Raw genomic sequence first — 21,481 nt, 5'->3', positions numbered from 1 at the left:
TCAATACTCAATACTCAATACTAATCCGTTATCCCTGAGCCCGCGCTTTCATTAAATATATCTGCTGAGTTTCCGCTTAAGTACCTGACCATAATGGCTGCTGCTATCGGTGCGCCGAATGCATTACCCCAGCCTGCGTTTTCACCGAGTACACATATTGCAATCTTAGGGTCTTCGTAGGGAGCGTAACCGACAAACCACGAGTGGTTATTTCCCGAGTTCTGGGCAGTACCTGTTTTCCCTACAATCGTATATGTATCGTTCTTAACATTCTTCGCAGTTCCTGTCCCGTTTACTACTAAATACATTCCGCGCTGAACAACTTCAAAATAATTCTTCGGCATATCGATCTGATGCGAATCGTACTTTACATTTTCTTCAACACCTGTTATTGAATTTTTTATCTTGCTGACTAAATGCGGCTGATTATACAAACCGTTCATTGCAATTGCAGAAGAATATGCGCAAAGCTGCACAGGAGAAACAAGCAGCTCTCCTTGCCCTATACCCAGGTTTATCAATACACTCTGGTTCCATCCGCGCGGACCGAATACTTTATCATAGTATGCCTGTGTCGGAAGCAAGCCTGATGTTTCATTGGGTAGATCAATTCCGGTTTTTTTACCAAAGTTGAACATGGATGAATACTTATCGTAATTCTCTAAGCCGAGTCTTAATCCTAATTTATAAAAGAAAACATTTGCAGATTTTTCCAAAGCAGTAGGAATCATAATCGCTCCATATGCTCCGTGGTCTTCCCATGTTCTTCCGCCGTAAGTAAACGAACCTTCACATACTATAGTAGACTTCGGAGTAAGCTCGCCGCTTCCAAGCCCTGCAAGACTCATCATCATTTTCCAAGTTGAGCCGGGAGGATACTTTGCCTGAATAGCCCTATTGAATAAAGGTTTCTCTTTATCCATTATTAACTTTGCAAAATCTTTCGGGTCTGTTGGTCCTGAGAAAATTGATAAGTCAAAATCCGGTTTCGATACCATACATAAAACTTCGCCTGTTCTCGGGTCCATCGCAATTATACCACCGTGCTTTCCTGTTAAAAGCTTTTCAGCATATTCCTGAAGGTCTGCATCGATTGATAAAATTAAATCAGAACCGTTTACAGGAGGAATATCACTCTTTCCGTCATTAAACGCACCGACTTCCCTTCCCTTCACATCTACTGAAACAAACTTGTTTCCTTTTTCACCGCGTAAAACTTCTTCATAACTCTCTTCAAGTCCGTTTGAACCGATTACATCGCCCTGTTTATAATAGTCACCGACCTGTTTATCCAGCTGTTTCTCGGAAATTTCCTTCGTGTATCCGAACATATGCGAAGCTCTGAATTTATTGGGATAAACTCTTAACGCTTCAACCTGATAATCAACGCCTTTTAATCTTTCTTTATTTTCAGAGAGGAATGATACCTGCTTGAAATCCAATCCTCTTTTTATTTTTACAGGATTAAATCTATTCGTGCCTTTTACTTTATCCAGATCTTCTTTCAGTTTTTCCGGAGGAAGATTTACAAGATTTGCAATTTCATTTAAGTTGGCTTTATCGAACTGATAAGGAGTAATAGTAAGAGTATAAGCGGGCTTGTTATCAACGACAACTTTTCCGTTGCGGTCGAACATAAGTCCGCGGGCGGGAGTTTCACTTATATTTTTTATCGCATTCTTATTCGAATCTTTTGAGAGCTCATCCACACTGATAACCTGAAGGTAAACCAGTCTTGTAACAAGCACAACAAAAATGCATCCCACAAAAATGTAGAGAATGATTTTTTTAATTGTAGAGTCCATTAGCTGTAAGCAGTTTTTTTACTGTCTTTAATAAAAAGAATAAATAAACTTCCTACGATAGTAGTATATGTCGTAGTAGATAAAACATAAATCAGGAATATATTAAAAATAGATATCGGTGAACCTTGGTAAAAAATTAAAAAATAAATTGAGTTACCTATTAATGCGCAAAGGAAAACAATTCCGATTAAATAATATTTGTTTAAAAATTCTTCGCGCTCTTTAATACAAAAATACCCTGCAATAAATCCTGCTATGGTATATGATAAAGCTGAAAGCCCCAGGAACGAGCCCGATAAAGTATCAATCATCAGTCCCGATAAAAATCCTATAATAGAACCCTCGATATGTCCTCGGACAATACCTACGTATATCACCATCAGAATCACTAAGTCAGGAGCTATGTTGTAGTTTGATAACGCAATAAGCCATATCAAAGTCTTCTGGACTGCGACTAAAAGAATTATTACTGCAATGTATTTTAAATAAGAAACAATCATTATGTGATTTTCATTCCGTACAAAACGGCTTTCAGTTATTTATTCATAAATATTTTTTCAAGGTCACTTTTCTCTTTGCTCGGCTGGCTCTTTACAACAAAAATTTCTTCCAGAATATTGAAATTTACCGCAGGCTTTATTGTAATTTTTTTGAAAAGATTATCAAGGTTGCCTGTTTCAATCACAGTACCGAGCGGTATGCCTGCAGGGAAAAGATTACTGTACTCAGATGTTATTATCAGGTCGCCGGGATTCACATCGGCAGCCTTCGGTACATTAGTTAAAACTAAATTCCCTACTCCGTCATAGGTAAAAATGCCGTCAACTCTGCTGCGCTGAACTTTAGCGCTGATACGCAGATCTTTGTTGTATAAGATCTGTGCTATTGAATAATTTTTGCTTACGCCTACAATCTTTCCTACAAGTCCGTCATCAGTTACAACGGGCATATTAACTTTTATGCTGTCATTTTCACCTGCGTTAATTGTAATAGTATTTCTTGTCTGCACAAGAGATTTATTTACAATCTTTGCTGAAATAATTCCAAGAATGTTTTTATCTTTTAATGTAAGAAGTTTGGAGAGACGGATATTTTCAAGCTTGGCTTCTTTTAATGAAGCAACTTCATTGGCAAGCTCGATATTTTTTTCGCGGAGATATTTGTTTTCGCTTTGAAGTTCGAAGACGTTTGGAACGGCTGATACTCCGCTTTGAAGCGTGCCTACAAATCCTATAGCAAATGCACGGAGAAATCTTATCTGAGTATTATCGTTATTGAAAATTAAAACTAAGCTTATAACTACAAAAACCGTTAAGATTAAATATTCTTTAATTCTTAATATTAAAAGCCCTATTGTTTTCAATAATTATATAGTGGAGATTTTATTTTTGTAAATTGGTTGGGGTATAACTTACTACTTATTGAAACGTCTCAATGTCTTTTCCAAGTTCCAGCTTGGTAATATATATCTTGTGGAGCTCCTCTTGTTCTCGTTCCGATGCTCCAGCGTCGGAACGGATTGTTAACCACCCCCTACCCCCTCCTTAGTAAGGAGGGGGCTTGCGGAGGAGTCACTCTTATTCCACGAGTTAAAACTCGTGGCAATTAGTTTATCCTCGCTGCGATGCTCCAGCTTCGCAGCGTATGCGTTCCGAAGCTGGAACATCATAACGAGAGCGAAAGACTTTACAAACTTTTTACTTAAAACTTAACTTTCTTTCTATTTATCTTTTTAATAAAACTTTCTTATAATAATCCAAATCCTCAAGCACTTTTCCTGTTCCTCTCGCAACTGCAGTAAGTGGATCTTCAGCAATATGAACCGGCACGCCTGTTTCCATCTTTAATCTTTCATCAAGTCCTTTTATTAATGCACCGCCGCCTGTTAAAAATATTCCGCGCTCAAGCAAGTCAGCGGAAAGTTCAGGAGCAGTTTTTTCAAGAGCAACTTTTACTGCTTCAATCATCTGTGATGCAGGTGCATTCAGCGCTTCGCGAATTTCTACAGAGCTAACCTCAGTAACTTTCGGAACACCTGCAACCAAATCTCTACCCTTTACTTCAATGATAACTTCTTCTTCAAGAGGCATAACGGAGCCGACCTGGCATTTGATTTCTTCTGCCATTCTTTCTCCTATGAGAATATTATGATTGCTTCTGAAAAATCTTACGATTGCTTCAGTCAATTCATCGCCTGCAGTTCTTATAGAATAATTTGTAGGCATACCTGAAAGAGCAATAACTGCAATCTCAGTTGTACCGCCGCCGATATCGACAATCATGTTTCCGTATGGAGCCATAACGTCAAGTCCGATACCGATAGCAGCAGCCATAGGCTCACTGATAAGATAAACTTCTTTTGCTCCGGCATGCTCAGCGGTGTCACGTACTGCGCGTTTTTCAACCTCTGTAATTCCCGAGGGAACGCAGATGACGATGCGTTTAGCAGGCATCCAGTTAGAGCTGATTTTTTTGATGAATGCTTTTATCATTCCTTCAGCCATTTCAAAGTCGGCGATAACGCCGTCTTTCATAGGGCGGATTGTGGAAAGCTCTTTATGAACTCTTCCCATCATTTTTTTCGATTCTTCACCGATGGCAACAATTTTTCTGGAGCTTACGTCATAGGTAACTATGGACGGCTCATTGAGTACAATTCCTTTTCCTTTAACATAGATAAGAGTATTTGCAGTGCCTAAATCAATTGCGATATCATTGGAAAACATTCCGAGTAATGCCATTTTATTTCCTTAGTCTAAAATAAATTTAAAAAAATTTTTAATATGTTTTTTATATGTGCTAATCGCTGCAAAGCCGGAACATTTTGATTTGATGATAAATAATCTTAATATACCTGCGTCGCAACGCTAAAACTCTACTTTGTTACTTATTCAAAAGAACTCATTCCGAAACTCTGTTTCGGAATGCAATATGGTGCGAAACTCCGTTTCGCTTCATTCAAGGTGAAACGGAGTTTCACCTCAATACTTCCGTCCCAAACAGAGTTTGGGACGGAGAACCTATATAGTTGTAGTTTCTTTTTTGTTAATCATCTTCTCATTCTCTTCGGCATTTTTTTCAAGAGTCTCAGTTTTCTTCGGGACGGCTTTCACATTTTTCTTTCCGAAACGGTTTACATCATTTCGTGTTACAAAGTTCTTTGACTGAATCAATCTTTGGTTTTGCATAAATTTCTTTTCTTAAATTTTAAAATTCTTACTCTATTCACTTGTTACGGATACTCAAAATAAGATACTACTTTATACTTACTACTTGTTACTCATTACTATGTTAATGCTTAAAGTGCCTTATGCCTGTAAACACCATTGTAATATTATTTTCATTTGCTGCTTTGATGACCTCTTCATCTCTCACCGAGCCGCCGGGCTGAACAATTGTCTTCGCTCCCGCCTTTGTAAGCTCAAGTAATCCGTCTGCAAACGGGAAAAAAGCGTCCGATGCCGCTATACTTCCTTCAAGATTATTATTGAACTCTTTAGCTTTTGAAACTGCAATCTTCGTTGAATCAATTCTTGAAGGCTGTCCTGCTCCTATGCCTAAAGTTCTTTTATCTTTTATAAATACTACTGCGTTTGACTTAGTATATTTTACTACTTTATTGGCAAAAATTACATCTTCAATATCTTTTTCATCTAACTGCTTATCGGTTACAGTTTTCAAATTTTCTTTTGTGACTGTAACGTTATCTCTTCCCTGGTATAAATATCCTCCGGCAATTTTTTTCAATTCATATTTATGCGAATTGGAAAAATTAAACTGAATAAGCCTTCTGTTTTTTTTCTTCTGCAATAATTCCAATGCCTTTTCATCAAACTCGGGAGCAAGAATTATTTCAGAAAATAATTTATCAACTTCTTCCGCCGTTTGTAAATCAAGCTTCTTATTAAAAATAATTATTCCGCCGAACGGTGAAACAGTATCTGTTGCAAAAGCTTTTTTATAAGCGTCGAGTAACGAATCCCCTATTGCTACTCCCGAAGGATTACCGTGCTTAACTATTATGCATGCAGGATTTTCATTTTCAAACTCGCAGATAAACTCATATGCAAAATTTGTATCAAGTAAATTGTTGTATGATAGCTCTTTGCCGTGCAGGACTTTAAATATTACATCGAAATCGTCTTTGTAAAGAACTGCTTCCTGATGCGGATTTTCACCGTACCGGAGTGGTACTGAATTTTTTAAATTTACCTGTTTACTCTCTTCACCATTAAAATAATTTCTTATCTCAGTATCGTACTCAGCAATTACATCAAACGCTTTTGCAGCAAGTTTTTTTGAATACTCCGTTGAAATATTATTTGAAGTTGAATTCAGTTCATTCAAATAATTTTCGTACTGACTTTTATCAACTAAAACATTTACACTCTTAAAATTCTTTGCAGCTTCGCGGATTAACGTTACTCCGCCGATATCTATCTCTTCAATAATCTCATCTTCAGATGAACCCTTTGCAACGGTTTCCGTGAACGGATATAAATTCACAACAACTAAGTCAATAGGCTCGATATTATGCTTCTTCAGCTCTGCAAGATGTTCGGGATTATTTTTATCCGTCAGTATCGCTCCCGCAATTGAAGGGTGAAGAGTCTTCACTCTGCCGTTCAGAATTTCCGGAAACTCAGTGACTTCAGCGACGCTTTTTACAGGAATATTTTCCTTTTGCAAAAGCGAATATGTTCCTCCTGTAGAAATAATCTCAATCCCCTTTTCATTCAGCGCGCGGGCAAAGTCAACAATTCCTGTTTTATCATAAACACTTAGTATAGCTCTTTTTATTACTATGGACACTTAATTTAAAATTTGAACTTCGTTGTTTATAATTTTTATTTTATCCTCTTCAAATTTTTTAATTATCATAGGATAACATTCGTGCTCGAGCTTATGAATCTTTTCAACCAAACTGTTCTCATCGTCGCTTTCATCTACATCAACTCTCTTCTGAAAAATTATTTTTCCTTCATCGTAGTTTTCATTTACAAAATGAATCGTGATGCCGGAATATTTTTCTTTATTTTTTATTACTGCCCTGTGAATATTCATGCCGTACATACCTGCTCCTCCATAGGAAGGAAGCAGTGCAGGATGAATATTTATGATCCTGTCTTTGAAAACACTAATAAAATTCTCATCAAGTTTTTTTAAAAAACCTGCGAGAACTATAAAATCTACTTTTAAATTTTTTAGAGAAGTAATTAAATCAGAGGAACTAAACGAGAAAGTCCTAATATTATTTTCTTTCGCAATTAATTCTGCGCCGCATCCTTTCCTATCACTTACAAACGCTACAACTTCAGAAGATATTTCTTTTTTCTTAATCGAATTTAAAATCGATAAAAAATTTGAACCCTTACCTGAAGCAAATACACAAATATTCAATTTTTACAGATATTTACAAAAATAAGCAGATTTTAATCGGAATTCAATTGAATTTCACGTAAAATTACAAAAATTTGATAATTTTTTCATAAAGGGGGTAAATGTGGGGCTTGTTCAACTACCTACATCGAAATTGAAGGCAAATTCAAATGATACCGCCCCCTCAGTCCCCCTCCTTATAAAGGAGTGGGAAGGTCATTATAACTCAAAATCTCGCATTAACACCTATCGTCGGCAAAATCGGAAACATGCCAATGGTTTTTCTTTTTATTTCATAATTGCTCGTTAAGTCATAATCATAAGATAAAATATTTTTTCTGTTGTAAGCATTAATCACATCTATGTAAAATACCCAGTCTGCATTCCAGAACCTTGTATATGCGCTGAAGCGGACATCAAGCCTGTGATAAGCCGGTTTTACCTGTGAAAATCTGTTGTTATCATCTCCGAAATCTAGATTAAATATTACCTGCTGAGTAAATGGATTTACAACAATGCTGTCCCGTGATGTTCGCGGTGTAATTCCAACAGGCGGTGTGTATGGAAAGTTTGATGCATAAGTCCATCTCGCGCCGAGCTCGAATGTTTTATTGAATCTGTAATTTGCTACTATGTTTACAACGTGCCTCTGGTCAAATCTGAAAGGATACTCGTGTCCGTCTCGTGTTCTGTTTGCAAATGAATACGCATAGTTAATCCATCCGGAAAATTTTGAATCTGGTCCCAGATATTTTTTCTCCAGTGAAAATTCTATTCCGTATGCGTTCCCTGTTACTCCGTTTATGGGAGTTGTTGTAATAGAATCATACGGCAGCTTAGTATCGGAACGTATCCAGTTTGCAGGATCTCCTATGTAATTCGGGTCAGTGTTAGTCGGGTCAGCAATCGTAAACTGATATCTGTAATTTGTAACTCTCTTCTGTGTGATTAAATCATCAAACTTTTTATAATAGCCTTCTATTTTTGCATTCCATTCGTTGTTAAGCCAGCGGTCAATTCCAAGTACGAAGTGCATCGAGCGCTCTGCCTTTAAATTATCTCCTGCGCTTCCCGTTAAGTCATAAAACGTCTGTCCGTCAACTAATTTTTCATAGCCGGGTGACTGATAATAAACTCCCACAGATGAACGTATTGTTGTTATCGGGTCGATCGAATATCCTATATTAAATCTCGGAGATACGTATGCTCTTTTTAAAAATGAATAGTAATCTACTCTGAGTGAAGGCTGATAATAAAATTTATCGCCGGCTTTAAATCTTCCTTGCCCGTAAATGCTAGCGCGTAAATTATCGTTACCTTCTATTTTAAAATCATCCAGTATTGCCTGAGCATTCGGCTGGCTTCTTATAAAGCTCTTAAAATTCTCATCGAGGTTAAGAGTATAGGTCAGATCCGTTCGTATTAAATCCAGTCCTCCCCCAAACTCAAAATAATTCTTTCCCGCAAACCACGTGCTTTTATTTACGAGAGAGTACTTCCTGAAATTGTATTTTGAATCAAACTTAAATCCAAGCAGCGCGCCAATAGCCTTCAATGAATCTCTTTGTCCGGGAGTAAGTCCTTCCCTGTCAATCAGCGGGTCAAGAATATCTCCCTCAAAATTATTATCGCCTGTGTTTTTATACCATGAAAAAGTTGTCTTCGATAAAAATTTATTGTTGGGCAGATATATCCACGATGCAGAGAGCACATTATTATTTGTAACATCCTGCGCAATTACACTATCAGGCTGCGTTCTGTCTTTGCCCGGAATCACATCAACTCCATCCGACGAAAAAATTCCGTTTATTAAAAACTTACTTTTCTTGAACGGTCCGAATGCAAACTTGAACTGCAAATCTTTAAAGTTAGGCAGTGAAGAATCATCAGTAATAAGTCCTGCGTTTTTTGCAAATGGTCCCAGAATTAAATCATAATATGTTCTTCTTGATGAAACAATCCATGAGCCGGGAATCTTAAAAGGATTTTTACCCTGCACAATCACGTTCGCGCTTGCAATATTCACATTGCTTATCATGCTGAAAGTTTTATCGCGCACTCCTTCTTTATTATTTACATCAAGCACTGCTGAAAGTCGGTCACCATACTTTGCGGGAAATCCTCCTGTGATAAGTGTAATATCCTGCAACGTTTCGGGATTGAACATACTCACAAGTCCGTACAACCTGTAAGGATTAAAAATCTCCACGTCATCCATAATGATTAAATTCTGATCGGGACCCGAGCCGCGGACAACTAACTGCGAAGTAAAATCGTTGGGAGCAGTTACTCCCGGCAATGATTTCAGCGAGCGCATCACATCTTCAATCGCTCCCGGAAGCATCTTAACTTCCTTGGGCAGAACATTGTACATACTCGTCCGCAAATCTTCCTGCCGCTGGCGAAACTCCGCTTCAACGTTTATCTGTTCAGTTGTGTATTGAGATTTTTCAGTAAGAGTAATATTAAAAACATTCGTGGAATTTCTATCAACTGTTACAGCCTGCTGATATTTTTCAAATCCCATTCTATCAATTGAAATCTGATAATTACCTTCGCTTAAATCAAAAGCATAGCTTCCCTCTTCATTTGTGAAAGCAGTGTATGATTCAACATTAGCGGTACTTTTGAACGTGACCAGAATACCGGAGAGAACATCGTTCTTATCGGAAACAATTTTTCCCGAGACATGGATTTTAGATGAGTCCTGTGAAAAGCTTAAACCTGTAATTATAAAAAATGAAAAAATGATTACAAAAAATCGAATTAAATTATATCGGGACATTTGAACAATTATTAGACAAAATTAGGGTAATTTATACTCTATTAAACTGTAAAAAGGACGGGAAAGTTGCATTTGCAATTAACAAAAAAAGTAGAAAGTAGAAAGTAGAAAGTAGAAAGTAGAAAGTAGAAAGTAGAAAGTAGAAAGTAGAAAATACTTATTTTTAAAACGAATACCGAGCAACAAGCAACGAAAAACAAAATACTTTCAAGACATTTCTAAAAAACTTTTGTTCTACGTCCCAAACCCCTGTTTGGGACGGTGCATGTCTCCCAAACGGGGGTTTGGGAGACAGTTAAAATTATTTCTGATTTTTGCGCGACTCCCCCTCCTTAATAAGGAGGGGTTAGGGGTGGTTTAAAGAAGTATAAACTAACTCTGTCAAGACCTTTCAAAAATATTTTCCCTATTACTACTAATAAGTTAAGATAAAATATTTTTTCTGTTTTTAATTTATAAATTGATAAGCTATTCTGCAGTCAAACGGCAGAATAGTTAAATCATTTTAAAATTTAAAAGAGGAAAAACAATTATGTTTTCAATGGAAATCAAATCAACTTTTATCCAGTTAAGAGCACACGGACTTGCAATAAATGATATTGCAGAAAAACTTGGAATTCACAGAACGACACTTATACAGTGGAATAAAGATTTTTACGCCGATATAAAAATCGCCGAGCAGAATGAATATGATAAAATTTTACTCGCTGCTCGCGCAGATAAAATGAGAAGAATAAGATTCCTTGGTGAGATGCTTGCAGATTGCTATGATGCATTTGAAAGACAAGACGAGCAAAAGACAGACAAACTGAGTCTGCTGAACTTAATAGAAAAGCTTACTAAGATGCTCCATAAAGAAACAGGTGAGCATAAATTAAACTCACTGCTTAAAAAATCCGAAAAAGGCGTAGGCAGCTCTGATATAATAGCAACCGATGAAGAAGTTTACAATAAGCTTAACGAAGAATTCATTGCAAGGGAAGAAAAAGAAGATAAGGATTACGAAAACGAAGTATATATGTCCCGGCTGGAAAAAATGAATGACGAGTTTGAAAGTAAAACTCCTGAGAGTGAAGACGCGCAGAATTTTATAGAAAACTTAATAAATGAGGAAACGGAGTTTTTCAGTAGTCTCAGGAATCAATGTAAGGAAAGGCTAGATAAGTTAGAAGATGAACCGGAGGTTAAAAATAAATCAGCCGATAAAAAACAGGTAAGACAAAAAAATAAAACTAAGGGAATAAGTAAATCTGCTTCAGCTTAAAAATTTAATCTGAGTGACTTACATTATCAGAAATTTCAGTACCGCTTTTTCTTAACCTGTTTATAAATGCAATTGAAATAGAAATAAGATTAATAATGAACAAATAAAACAGCGCCGTATTTAGAGTTTCATTTAAATTACTTAACAGGTAAAAAAGAATTACTGTAAGCAAAAATGAAACCGCCAGTATAATATATTTATTAAGTTTTAAAAGACTAAGCAGCAGATACAAAGGATAATATGCCGCAACGAAAAAATTTATAAGAATAATTACAAGAAATATTATAGGAGAATCAATCTTTCGCACAAACATAAGCATAATAAGATTAAGAACTAAAATATAAAATATTAAACGGGATTTACTTTTCATCCAATCCAATATTCCTCTCGTGGAGAAGTAACTTCAAAATACGAAGGTTTAATTATTTTGCTTCCATAATAATATACATGGAGATTTGAATATTTGCATACATGAAACAATAAATTTGAATCATCAGAACCAAAATAGATTGAAGGTAAGCCCCCTTGAAATGCTGTAAAAGAAATTATGTGGGGTAAAAATTGAATTAAGTCCGAGGTTTCCATAACAAAAACACCTGTGAAGCTCTTTGCATTAATTAGCTTTTGTAAATATTTATATGCAGAATTTAATTCTTCTGCCACATTTTCATAAGATAAGTACTTTAGCCAATTTGCATTTTCTTCACGAAAACATGTTATTTTTTTAATATTAAGTTCATCAAAAAATCTCTGAACATTTAAAATAAAATTATTGAAATTTTCTTTACTGCTGAGATTTTTTTTGTGTGAAGTATATACAACTGTATTCAGATTATCATCTATAATATCATCATTTATAATGGAAATTATTCTTCTGAAATATTCTATTTGTTTTAAATTATTCGTTTTAGATTTTTCAACCATATATAAAGAATTCGACTTTTTCCCGACTTATTTTGAAAATATTTTTTTTCTGAATAAAAAGTATAATGAAGCCGTAAAGTTTACTACGAAAAACACAGGCATAAGATAAATTTTCAGAGGCAATGAGTCTTTTTCAAAGAATACAAAAAATATGTAAAGCCCTATTGCTAAAACAGCGCAGACGATTACGTCAGCATAAAAATATTCTTCCTTCTGTTTCTTAAATAAAAAGACACATGTATAGGATGAAGCAAGAAAAAAATTGATGAAGTAAAATATAATGGCTAACTGATTAATGCCAAACGACATTAGAGAAAGGAATATTACAATCGTTGCAACTATAGCATAAAAATATTTTTCACTGTAAATAATTCTTAACAAGATTTGTTCACTTTATCCCTACTAATAGGTAAATTTTTTAATCCCACCGAAGACAGGACTGAAATTCATTCAGAAACCCGACTATTTCCCGACCAAGTCAAATAATTAATAATTAATAATGAATAATGAATAATTAAAACCCGACTTTTTCCCGACTATCTGACAACCGTCAACTATAAACCGGCAACTAAACTAAGCTACTTTCTGCGTGCCCGGATAGCTTTCAGGATAAAGCAGACATCTTACTCTGTGACCTGATGCCGGAGCTAATACCGGTCCTATGTTCGGGCAATCGCCAAACACCTTCGGGCATCTCGGATGGAAGTAACATCCAGACGGCACATTTGCAGGAGACGGTACGTCTCCCGATAAGATGATACGCTTTGACTTGTTCTTAGGGTCAGGAACAGGAACAGCTGATAGTAATGCCTGTGTGTATGGGTGTTTCTGGCTTGTATAAAGCTCGCTTGTATCGGCGATCTCAACAATTTTGCCGAGGTACATAACGGCAACTCTGTTTGAGATGTACTCTACAACTGATAAGTCATGTGATATGAAAAGATATGTTAGTCCGAACTCCTTCTGCAAATCAAGCAGCAGATTGATTACCTGCGACTGAATGGAAACGTCAAGAGCAGATACGGGTTCATCACAAACAATAAGCTCAGGCTGAACTGAAAGCGCTCTTGCAATACCGATACGCTGTCTTTGTCCGCCGGAGAATTCATGTGGATAGCGTCTTGCATATATCTTGCGCAGGCCGACGCGTTCGAGAAGTTCAGCTACTCTTTTATCGGCAGCTTCGCCTTCGGCGATTTCGTGGAACTTAAGGATTTCAGTAAGCATTCCGCCTACGGTGATTCTCGGATTAAGTGATGAATACGGGTCCTGAAAAATTATCTGCATCTTCTTGCGGTATGCCTTCATTTCATCGAGCGGGATATTGGTAATATCTTTGCCGTCGTAAATGATGCTTCCGCCGGTTGGTTCGATTAATCTTAAGAGTGAGCGGCCCACTGTAGTTTTGCCGCAGCCTGATTCCCCTACTAAGCCGAGTGTTTCGCCTTTTTTGATAACGAGGTCGATATCATCAACAGCTTTAACGTGGCCGACAGTTTTGGAAAATATACCTTTCTTGATGGGAAAGTATTTTTTGAGCCCTTTTATTTCGAGTAAGTTTTCAGACATTCTTCTTAAAGATTAATTTGTATGCAATATATGATTTTTGAAATTGAGTATAAAGTTGAATGTATAGTAGATTGTAAAATATATAACATGAAGCAGCTGCAATTAACAGCTCTTGTTCTTCAGCTTTGATTTATAGCTGGCAGTTATGATGTCCTTTAGAACTTTCATATCTACATCAGCAAGCTTTTTGATGTGAAGACAGCCGCCGCTCATTTTATGTTTGCCGAGTTTTGACATGAGCTCATCAAAACCGTCAAAATCTTTTCCGACATAAAGAGTAAGAGAAGATTTTCGGGGAGAGAAACCGATAATACATGAATCGCCTTCGTGACCGCTATCATATTTGTAATGATAACTTCCATAACCGACTATTGCCGGACCCCACATAACAGGTTTTTCTTTGGTGACTTTATGCATCAGTTCGGCAAGAGTGTAACAGTCAGCGCGTTTAGTTTCATCTTCAATTGAGCTGAAGAATTTATCGAGAGTTACCTCTGTCGGTTTTGTTTTTGCTTCTGCCTTTGCCATAAGATTAGATTTAAGCAATAAAAATAAGTTCACTTTATGCTTTATAATATGTAATTTTTGGGAACTAAATTTTCAGACATTATATGTTAAAATATCTAATTCTGTTCTTTATGATTTCAACTAATATATTTGCAGCTGACTCTGTTAAGGTTGAATCAAAATTTTACACAGCTCCTTTTAAAGATGAATACAGAGAAGATACAGCACTTTACAAATTGCCGTTTATATCAGGTGGAGCGGATGCAGTGTTACTAAGCAAATTAAACTCATATTTGGTTTCCGATAGTATTCTTGGTGATAATATTGACAGCATAATAAGCGATTATAAACAGTTCGGAGCAGGAATAACAGGGTGCGATTATAATATTCTATATAATAAATATGGAGTGCTCAGCATTTCTGTTTACGTGGAAACTATGGGAGCATACCCCGATAGATTCTATACTGATGTTAATCTTAATCTGAATACCGGTTATAGAATTTTAGCTAGAGATATAATAGATGCCGGCGCTTTAAAAAAACTTGCAGAGAAGCTGGATAAGATTGTTCAGAAGAGAATAAAGGATAAAGTAATGCAAGAAGATATGGGAGAAGAAGATGCGCTTCAGTTTTTTGAGGGGAAACACTTTACTGAAGAAAATCTTGGACACTTTGCATTTACAGATAAAGGAATAATGTTCTATTATGATTACGGTTTGCCTCATGCATTACAGGCGCTTTCACCTGATGAAGATATGCTGTTAGAATGGAGTGAGCTTACATATTTTGTAAAGGAAAAAAGTCTGCTGGATAAGATAATGCACAAGTAAACCTTTTTATAGTTTGGTGCATCATAAATGTAAACCTATATTTTCATTTATGAAATTTGTCATACTGGCATTATTTATAGCTCTCTCCCCTCTTTGTTTTTCGCAAACAAATTTGTTCTTAGTTACAATTGAAAACGACATTCCCAAAATTGAAAAAGAAACCATTGCTAAGGATGAAACAAAAGTTTATATCTGCGGCGGAGACTCAGGTATTCTGACTTTAGTTTTCCCATCCGGTAACGGGCTTTCGGGTGACTTTGTAAAACTTGCCGATAAGAAAATTCTTGTTGTTAGAAATGTTAATGACGAGCTGGTATTCAGTCTGAAAAAAGAAGACGGTACTCTTAAACAGTTAATCAATGCTCCTGTAAGCGGTCTCAACAAACTTGATTACCGAATTAATATTGTATCAGATAAACTTAAAAAAGCATTTATGATTTCGGCTTACGATACAGTAACCGAAGATAATAATTCACCTGTATTGAATATGTTTGGAGATAAAATCACACCCCAAGAAAATGAGTTCATCATTACAACTGAAATAAAAGAAACAACAAGCGGATATTTAGAGGACGGTATAACCAAGATTGAGTTTACCGGAAATTACTTTCTAACAGAGATAAAGATTGGTGATAAAATTTGTAACTTTGTAGTAGACTTAGCAGCAACGAATTCGCTTATCACAATGAAGAATTTACCAGAAGGAATTAAGACTGAAGACCTTGTTGCAAAACAATATTCAGTGGAGGGAGTAGAATCAATCGATGCGCCTTCTGCAGGATTTGGTGGTAACATAAGTAATTTGAAAACTTGCACTCTGCCTGAAATTGAATTAGGGACAGTCTCATTTAAACAAAGTCTTTTTTATGTTATTGATACACTCTTCAAAATTAAGGGAAAGAAAATTGATGGTATCATAGGTATAGATTTGTTACAAAAATTTGAAGGGTTAGAGTTCGCAATAGATTCCACTAAGAAAGTTGATTTGCTCCTTGGCAAAAACTATACAAAAAATACTTCCGGCTTTATTAGTTTACCATTCACAACGGCAAACGGGCATATATTTGTCAAAGGTAAAATCGGAAGCAGCGATATTAATTTTATTTTGGATACAGGTTCGCCGTTCTCTTTTATTCAATCAAGTATGGCAGCTAAAGAAAATTTAATTGGAGTACAATCAATTAGTGTACGGGGAGCAGATGGAAATAAAATATCAACTATGAACGCAATGGTAAATAATATCACTTTGGAAGGAAATGTTATTTCAGATTTCGAAACAAAAATTGTAGACTCACCTTTGTTTAATAGTATGGGATTGAAAAATTCAGGCGGCTTACTGGGAAATTCGTTTTTAAAAAAATACAGTAAGATGTGTATAGACTTTAAGGATAAAAAACTGAGATTGTACAGATAACTAATAAAACGTATAAAACAAAGTTATGCGAGGAGTGATAGATGGTTTTATTTTTGTGCCGTCATATAAATCTGCATAAGTTTCTATTGCTACATTTGGAGATATGATAACATTTTTATCAGGTTTGAAATCCAGCCCGGCTAAGAATAAGTTTCTTGTATCCGAGTTATGGCCTTCTGTAATATCATTATCAAAGTAATCATATCTTCCGAAGGCAGAGAGTTGGTCGCTAAAAATCGTACTCGCAAAAAATGATAGCCCAAAACTTCTGTACCAATTCTGTGTGTAGTTATAAAATGATTCTATCCCCGCGCTGAATGTTTTATCATTTTTATAACCTATCATTACTGCCTGTGTATATTCATCGTAGTTTAATTTTATACCGCCTAATTCATAACCACCAGGATGCGCTCTATAATCTGAAAACAATGTGATGTATAGTTCTTTTACAGGGTTAAAACCAAGGTGCGCATATACCCTTTTATACTTGTCGGTCTCAACTGTAACACCTGAGTTATTACCGAGCATTACTCCATACGTCACTTTGTGTTGTTCGTCAAAACTTCCGTTGAGAGAAATACCAAAATCACGTGAGTCCACTATACCGCGCAAATCCATTATTGTTCTTTCAATATAACGATGTCCCCAGATTTGTTCAGTTGCAGTGTAAGCTATAGTCGGCTGTATCCCAACTATAAGATTGCTTCCTTTGAAGATGTTCTTCCATTCAAGATAAGCGTCTTTGATAAATACTCCGACTTTTCCGTTCTTGAATGTTTCATCCTGTGCGCCTTCAAGTCTGAATCGTGTAGTGAATTTTTTTGAGATGTTGTAATCGTAAGTGAAGTAGATACGTCTGAACTGAAATCCGTTTTGTCCTTTCTGTCCGCCATAAGCAACGTTCTTTAATGTGCTAAATGTATCGCGCTCGGCATTATAATAATAATCGCTGAACATATAGCCGGAAATTTTTCCTTTGGAAGTAGAATCCTGCGCGAAGCATACCGAAAGATTTGCAAGAACGAAAAGAACAGTTAATGTAAGTTTCATTCAGATAATGAATTTGATGAGGTGATAATTTCAAAATAGCAAAAAGCAGCAATAAAAAAACCTGTCAAATATTCATCTGACAGGTTCTCTATACTTTATACTTTATACTTTATACTTGCTACTTAATACTTGCTACTCAATAGCAGCTTCTTCTTTTACTTTCTCATCCTTAGGCAAATCGTATTTCGCTTTGCACTTAGGACATTCAAGGAATTCACCGTCGCCTTTTGTAACTTTCTTTACAAGATAGTTACTGTCGCACTCAGTACAATTTTGAATTACAGGCATACCGTTTGAGATAAAGTCGCAGTCAGGATATCTTGTGCATGCATAAAATGCGCGCTTCACTCTTCCTTTACCGCCGCGGCGTTCGACAACTTCGCCTATGTTACACTTAGGACATTTTATTCCGAGTGTAATCGGCTTGATGCCTTTGCATTTTGGATAGTTGCTGCAGCCGTAGAATTTGCCGTAAGGTCCGACTTTCAATACCATCGGTGCGCCGCAAAGATCGCAGTTAATGCCTTCAACCTTTTTATTGGCTTCAGGATCTTCAACAAGCGGTAATGAGCATTTGCACTTTGGATAATTTTCGCATGCATAGAACTGACCGTTACGTCCCCATTTCTTTACCATGTGAGCGCCCGTTTCTGCTCCGCACTCGGGACATATCTTATCTGTTCGTTCTGTTAATCGTTCTTTAATTTCTTTAGCATGGGAGTCAGCTGAAAGCAAATCTTTCTCGAATGGAAGATAGAAGTCATCCAGTACTTGTTTATACGTAGCTTCGCCGTTTGCAATTGTATCAAGCTCCCCTTCCATTCTTGCAGTGAAGTCAACGTTGATTACATCAGGGAAATATTCATCAAGGATTTTGCTTACCGTCATTCCGAGGTTAGTAGCAAAGAGTCTTCTTTCAACAAGGTCAACATATTTTCTATCGAGCACTGTTGAAACAATCATAGCAAATGTAGAAGGTCGCCCTATGCCGAGCTTATCAAGCTGCTTAATCAAACTTGACTCAGTATATCTTGCAGGAGGAGATGTGAAATGCTGGTCTTTTCTTAAGTTAGAGACTTTAACATTGTCGCCAATATTAAGGTCAGCCGGAATTAACGCAATATCCTCATCTGCCGGTGTATCGTCTTCATCTTTTGCATCTTCATAAACTTTAAGGAAGCCGCTGAATGTAATAACGCTTCCTGTAGCTTTGAAGAGATATGTATTCTTATCACCCTTAGGTGAGAGCGCTTTTATTATAACTGTCTTCTGGTCAAGAACTGCCTGCGACATCTGTGATGCAACAAAGCGTTTCCATATTAAATCATACAATGCATGATACTCTTTGCCGAGCTTCATTACCATATCGGGATGAATATTTACATCGGTAGGTCGTATTGCTTCGTGAGCATCCTGCGCATTCTTGCTTTTGTTTGCAAATATCTTCGGCGCTTCAGGCATGTAATCTTTGCCGAAGTTTGTGCTGATATATTCTCTTGCAGCTTCAACAGCTTCAGGACTTAAGCGTGTGGAGTCAGTTCTCATATATGTTATAAGACCTGTATTGCCTTCGCCTTTTTTGATTTCAATACCTTCGTAAAGTTTCTGTGCAACTGCCATCGTGCGTTTGGGTGAAAATCCCATTCGTGTAGAAGCAGTCTGCTGTAAAACTGAAGTTGTAAAAGGAGCCGGAGCGTTTCGCTTAACTTCTTTTACCTGAATATCAATTATCTTATACTTGTTGTTCTTTAATGATTCTATTATAGCGTGCGCTTCATCAAGATTTGCAATGTTCGGTTTCTCGCCGTCAAACTTTAATGTATCATCGTTTATCTTATAGAGCTTTGCGCCGAAAGGTTTTGAGCTTCCGGAGAGCTTTGAGAATAATCCGTCTATTGACCAGTATTCTTTTGCTTTGAATGCCTGAATCTCTTTTTCTTTTTCAGCGATGAGCTTCAATGCAACTGACTGAACTCTTCCTGCAGAGAGGCCGAAGTAAAATGTTTTCCATAGGAAAGGACTTACTTTGTAGCCGAGGATTCTATCCATCACTCTGCGCGCCATCTGAGATTCAACGATAGGCATGTTGATTTCGAGAGGTTCTTTCATTGCCTTCTCAACACCTTTCTTGGTGATTTCATTGAAGAGAACGCGGACTATTTTCTTGTTAACTTTTCTGACTTCATCTGCGATGTCATCTGCAATTGATTCTCCTTCGCGGTCAGGGTCAGTCGCTATATATACTTTATCTGCATTCCTTGCAGCGTTCTTTATCGTTTCGATTACTTTCTCTTTGCCGGGAATAACATCATAGGTTGCCTCGTAATTACCTTTTTCTAAATCGATGCTTATCTTGCTCTTCGGGAGATTTTTTATGTGCCCTACTGTAGCTTCTACTATAAAATCTTTTCCAAGATACTTATTGATAGTTTTTGCTTTTGAAGGTGACTCAACTATAACTAAAGATTTACCTGAGTATTTTACAGAAGGTTTTACCGGTTCATTATCTAAAGTGGATTTAACTGTTGTCTTATCTTTTGTTGCCTTAACTGATTTTTTAGCTGTAGCTTTAACTGATGATTTCGCCATTAAAATATTGGAAACTTTCTTATGATTTGTAAACGGGGTGCTTAATGAATTGTCTCATTATTTTGAAGAATCAATCTTTCAAGTTTATCCGACTTCCCGTCAAAATTAAAAATTAAAGTCGTTAAAACAGTTTTGATTTCAGGAATACCGGCTTTCTGGTATCCTAAAAAGAAAATCCGATCGATGATTAGCTCTTCATCTAAGTCGCTAATTAACCCAAGTTCTTTCATCTGGATTAAATAACCAATAGCGTCGTTAGTAATGATACTTTTTTCAGCGGGATGAAAAAATCTGTGAGATTTATTGGTCTTATTCTTTTCAATGAATAAGCTTTCACCCTGCTCTATTTTAGAATAAATCCACGCGAAGGCGGAATTTATTTCGGCATCGGTATAGCCCTCTTTTGCAAGAGCATCTACATCGATGTCATTGAGATGCTTATCGCTTTTTATCTGCGATAATATGTGTACTATTATTTCTAAAACTTTTTCCTGCATGATTTTCAAATTAAATAGAAATCTTCACGTTTTCTCATTTTAGCTTTAGCGGTCTTAGTCTTATCATCGTATCCGCAGAGGTGTAATACTCCGTGTATGATAACTCTTTTTAGTTCTTTATTAAATGTTGTGCTGTAGTCTTTTGCGTTTAGCTTTACCTGGTCAACCGAGATTAATAACTCGCCGTACATTATATTAGTTTCATCGTAGTCAAAAAACGTAATTATATCGGTATTGTAATCGTGAGATAAAAACTTATTATTGTAATCTCTTATGGTCTTGTTATCGCAGAAAATTAAATTCAGAAATGAGAGCGAATGGTTTTCGGTCTGAAGAACTTTCGTTATGATTGTTCTTACCTCTTTTCTGAACTTAGCTTTCTTCTCTTTATCTTTTAAAAAATCTTTTAAGAAGAAGAAATTAATCTTTAACTTAACCTCGCGATTCAATTAGCAGATTCAGTTATGGAAAGCGCTACTGCTGAAAGCAATTTCTCCGAGTTAAGCTCTGAGAAGTCTGAATTCAAAATAGATTTTTTCACATTTGAATACAACGAACAATCGCCCTGTTTTGAAATAATCATTCCGGAGATGAACTCTTCAGTTTCCGAAGTGAAAATAAATTCTTCAAGCATATTGCTTACAATAATGTTGCTGCAGTTCTGCAATTGAAGATGACAGTTGTTTGTATAGACTGAAACCAGAAAATTATTTTCGGCTTCTAGATGTAGCTCAACGTGAATGTCAGTATGTGTTTTTGAATTTTTAAGATTAACCGAATAGAGATTTCCGTCATTGGAAAATTCTACGCCAAGTAGTTCTTCGATTAACTTTATGCTGTGTGTAAATTGACTGCTCAAATCAAATGT

General features: G+C 36.3%; 20 protein-coding genes. 3 read left to right on the top strand and 17 right to left on the bottom strand.

The features are described 5' to 3' along the window. Window positions 1–20: 20 nt before the first annotated feature. The 8 genes from mrdA to JST55_01500 form a co-directional block, all read right to left on the bottom strand. Complete coding sequence (mrdA, locus tag JST55_01535) at window positions 21–1,805, bottom strand: penicillin-binding protein 2 (protein MBS1492160.1); 1,785 nt, start codon at window positions 1,803–1,805, stop codon at window positions 21–23. Next, entirely contained in the window at window positions 1,805–2,305 is a 501-nt protein-coding gene (mreD, locus tag JST55_01530) for a rod shape-determining protein MreD (protein ID MBS1492159.1), read from the bottom strand. The genes mrdA and mreD overlap by 1 nt, the downstream gene beginning before the upstream one ends. A 35-nt stretch (window positions 2,306–2,340) precedes the next feature. Next, on the bottom strand, window positions 2,341–3,168 hold the full coding sequence (mreC, locus tag JST55_01525; GenBank protein ID MBS1492158.1) for a rod shape-determining protein MreC: 828 nt from the start codon (window positions 3,166–3,168) through the stop codon (window positions 2,341–2,343). A 361-nt stretch (window positions 3,169–3,529) separates the two neighbouring features. Continuing rightward, window positions 3,530–4,531 carry a rod shape-determining protein gene (locus JST55_01520; protein MBS1492157.1) on the bottom strand — a complete coding sequence of 334 codons (1,002 nt, stop codon included), beginning with the start codon at window positions 4,529–4,531 and terminating at the stop codon, window positions 3,530–3,532. A 294-nt stretch (window positions 4,532–4,825) separates the two neighbouring features. Continuing rightward, window positions 4,826–4,993, bottom strand: coding sequence for a hypothetical protein (locus tag JST55_01515; GenBank protein ID MBS1492156.1), 168 nt, complete (start codon window positions 4,991–4,993; stop codon window positions 4,826–4,828). A gap of 103 nt (window positions 4,994–5,096) precedes the next feature. Next, window positions 5,097–6,617 (bottom strand): bifunctional phosphoribosylaminoimidazolecarboxamide formyltransferase/IMP cyclohydrolase, encoded by a 1,521-nt coding sequence (gene purH / locus JST55_01510; protein ID MBS1492155.1) that lies wholly within the window; start codon window positions 6,615–6,617, stop codon window positions 5,097–5,099. Beyond that, window positions 6,618–7,205, bottom strand: a complete 588-nt coding sequence (gene purN, locus JST55_01505; GenBank protein MBS1492154.1) for a phosphoribosylglycinamide formyltransferase — start codon at window positions 7,203–7,205, stop codon at window positions 6,618–6,620. Window positions 7,206–7,410: 205 nt separating this feature from the next. Then, window positions 7,411–9,969: a TonB-dependent receptor gene (locus JST55_01500; protein ID MBS1492153.1), complete on the bottom strand. Its 2,559-nt coding sequence runs from the start codon at window positions 9,967–9,969 to the stop codon at window positions 7,411–7,413. Between the two features lie 541 nt (window positions 9,970–10,510). Here JST55_01500 and JST55_01495 point away from each other — a divergent pair. Continuing rightward, window positions 10,511–11,233: a helix-turn-helix domain-containing protein gene (locus JST55_01495; protein ID MBS1492152.1), complete on the top strand. Its 723-nt coding sequence runs from the start codon at window positions 10,511–10,513 to the stop codon at window positions 11,231–11,233. Between the two features lie 366 nt (window positions 11,234–11,599). On the opposite strand, the gene JST55_01490 is transcribed toward JST55_01495, so the two are convergent. From JST55_01490 to JST55_01475, 4 genes are all read right to left on the bottom strand, one after another. Further along, on the bottom strand, window positions 11,600–12,157 hold the full coding sequence (locus JST55_01490) for a hypothetical protein (protein MBS1492151.1): 558 nt from the start codon (window positions 12,155–12,157) through the stop codon (window positions 11,600–11,602). A 27-nt stretch (window positions 12,158–12,184) separates the two neighbouring features. Continuing rightward, window positions 12,185–12,538, bottom strand: a complete 354-nt coding sequence (locus tag JST55_01485) for a hypothetical protein (protein MBS1492150.1) — start codon at window positions 12,536–12,538, stop codon at window positions 12,185–12,187. A gap of 192 nt (window positions 12,539–12,730) precedes the next feature. After that, window positions 12,731–13,726: an ATP-binding cassette domain-containing protein gene (locus tag JST55_01480; protein MBS1492149.1), complete on the bottom strand. Its 996-nt coding sequence runs from the start codon at window positions 13,724–13,726 to the stop codon at window positions 12,731–12,733. Between the two features lie 102 nt (window positions 13,727–13,828). Further along, window positions 13,829–14,254: a DUF1801 domain-containing protein gene (locus JST55_01475; GenBank protein ID MBS1492148.1), complete on the bottom strand. Its 426-nt coding sequence runs from the start codon at window positions 14,252–14,254 to the stop codon at window positions 13,829–13,831. Window positions 14,255–14,337: 83 nt separating this feature from the next. On the opposite strand from JST55_01475, the gene JST55_01470 reads away from it, so the two are divergent. Next, on the top strand, window positions 14,338–15,063 hold the full coding sequence (locus tag JST55_01470) for a hypothetical protein (protein MBS1492147.1): 726 nt from the start codon (window positions 14,338–14,340) through the stop codon (window positions 15,061–15,063). A gap of 49 nt (window positions 15,064–15,112) precedes the next feature. Further along, the gene (locus JST55_01465; protein MBS1492146.1) at window positions 15,113–16,477 is read left to right on the top strand and encodes an aspartyl protease family protein; all 1,365 of its coding nucleotides are present in this window, start codon (window positions 15,113–15,115) and stop codon (window positions 16,475–16,477) included. On the opposite strand, the gene JST55_01460 is transcribed toward JST55_01465, so the two are convergent. From JST55_01460 to JST55_01440, 5 genes are all read right to left on the bottom strand, one after another. Further along, window positions 16,478–17,527 carry a hypothetical protein gene (locus tag JST55_01460; protein ID MBS1492145.1) on the bottom strand — a complete coding sequence of 350 codons (1,050 nt, stop codon included), beginning with the start codon at window positions 17,525–17,527 and terminating at the stop codon, window positions 16,478–16,480. A gap of 132 nt (window positions 17,528–17,659) precedes the next feature. Then, window positions 17,660–20,116: a type I DNA topoisomerase gene (gene topA / locus JST55_01455; protein MBS1492144.1), complete on the bottom strand. Its 2,457-nt coding sequence runs from the start codon at window positions 20,114–20,116 to the stop codon at window positions 17,660–17,662. Window positions 20,117–20,157: 41 nt separating this feature from the next. Further along, window positions 20,158–20,613, bottom strand: coding sequence for a DUF494 family protein (locus JST55_01450; GenBank protein MBS1492143.1), 456 nt, complete (start codon window positions 20,611–20,613; stop codon window positions 20,158–20,160). Window positions 20,614–20,618: 5 nt separating this feature from the next. Next, entirely contained in the window at window positions 20,619–21,062 is a 444-nt protein-coding gene (gene ybeY, locus JST55_01445; protein ID MBS1492142.1) for an rRNA maturation RNase YbeY, read from the bottom strand. Further along, window positions 21,059–21,472: a hypothetical protein gene (locus tag JST55_01440; GenBank protein ID MBS1492141.1), complete on the bottom strand. Its 414-nt coding sequence runs from the start codon at window positions 21,470–21,472 to the stop codon at window positions 21,059–21,061. Before JST55_01440 ends, ybeY begins: the two co-directional genes overlap by 4 nt. Between the last annotated feature and the right edge of the window lie 9 nt (window positions 21,473–21,481).

The organism is Bacteroidota bacterium (assembly GCA_018266835.1).
Classification (GTDB): Bacteria; Bacteroidota; Ignavibacteria; order Tepidaquicellales; family Tepidaquicellaceae; genus JAFDZO01.
The sequence above is the reverse complement of the archived record's forward strand: the minus strand, read 5'-3'. Positions and strand labels throughout refer to the sequence as shown.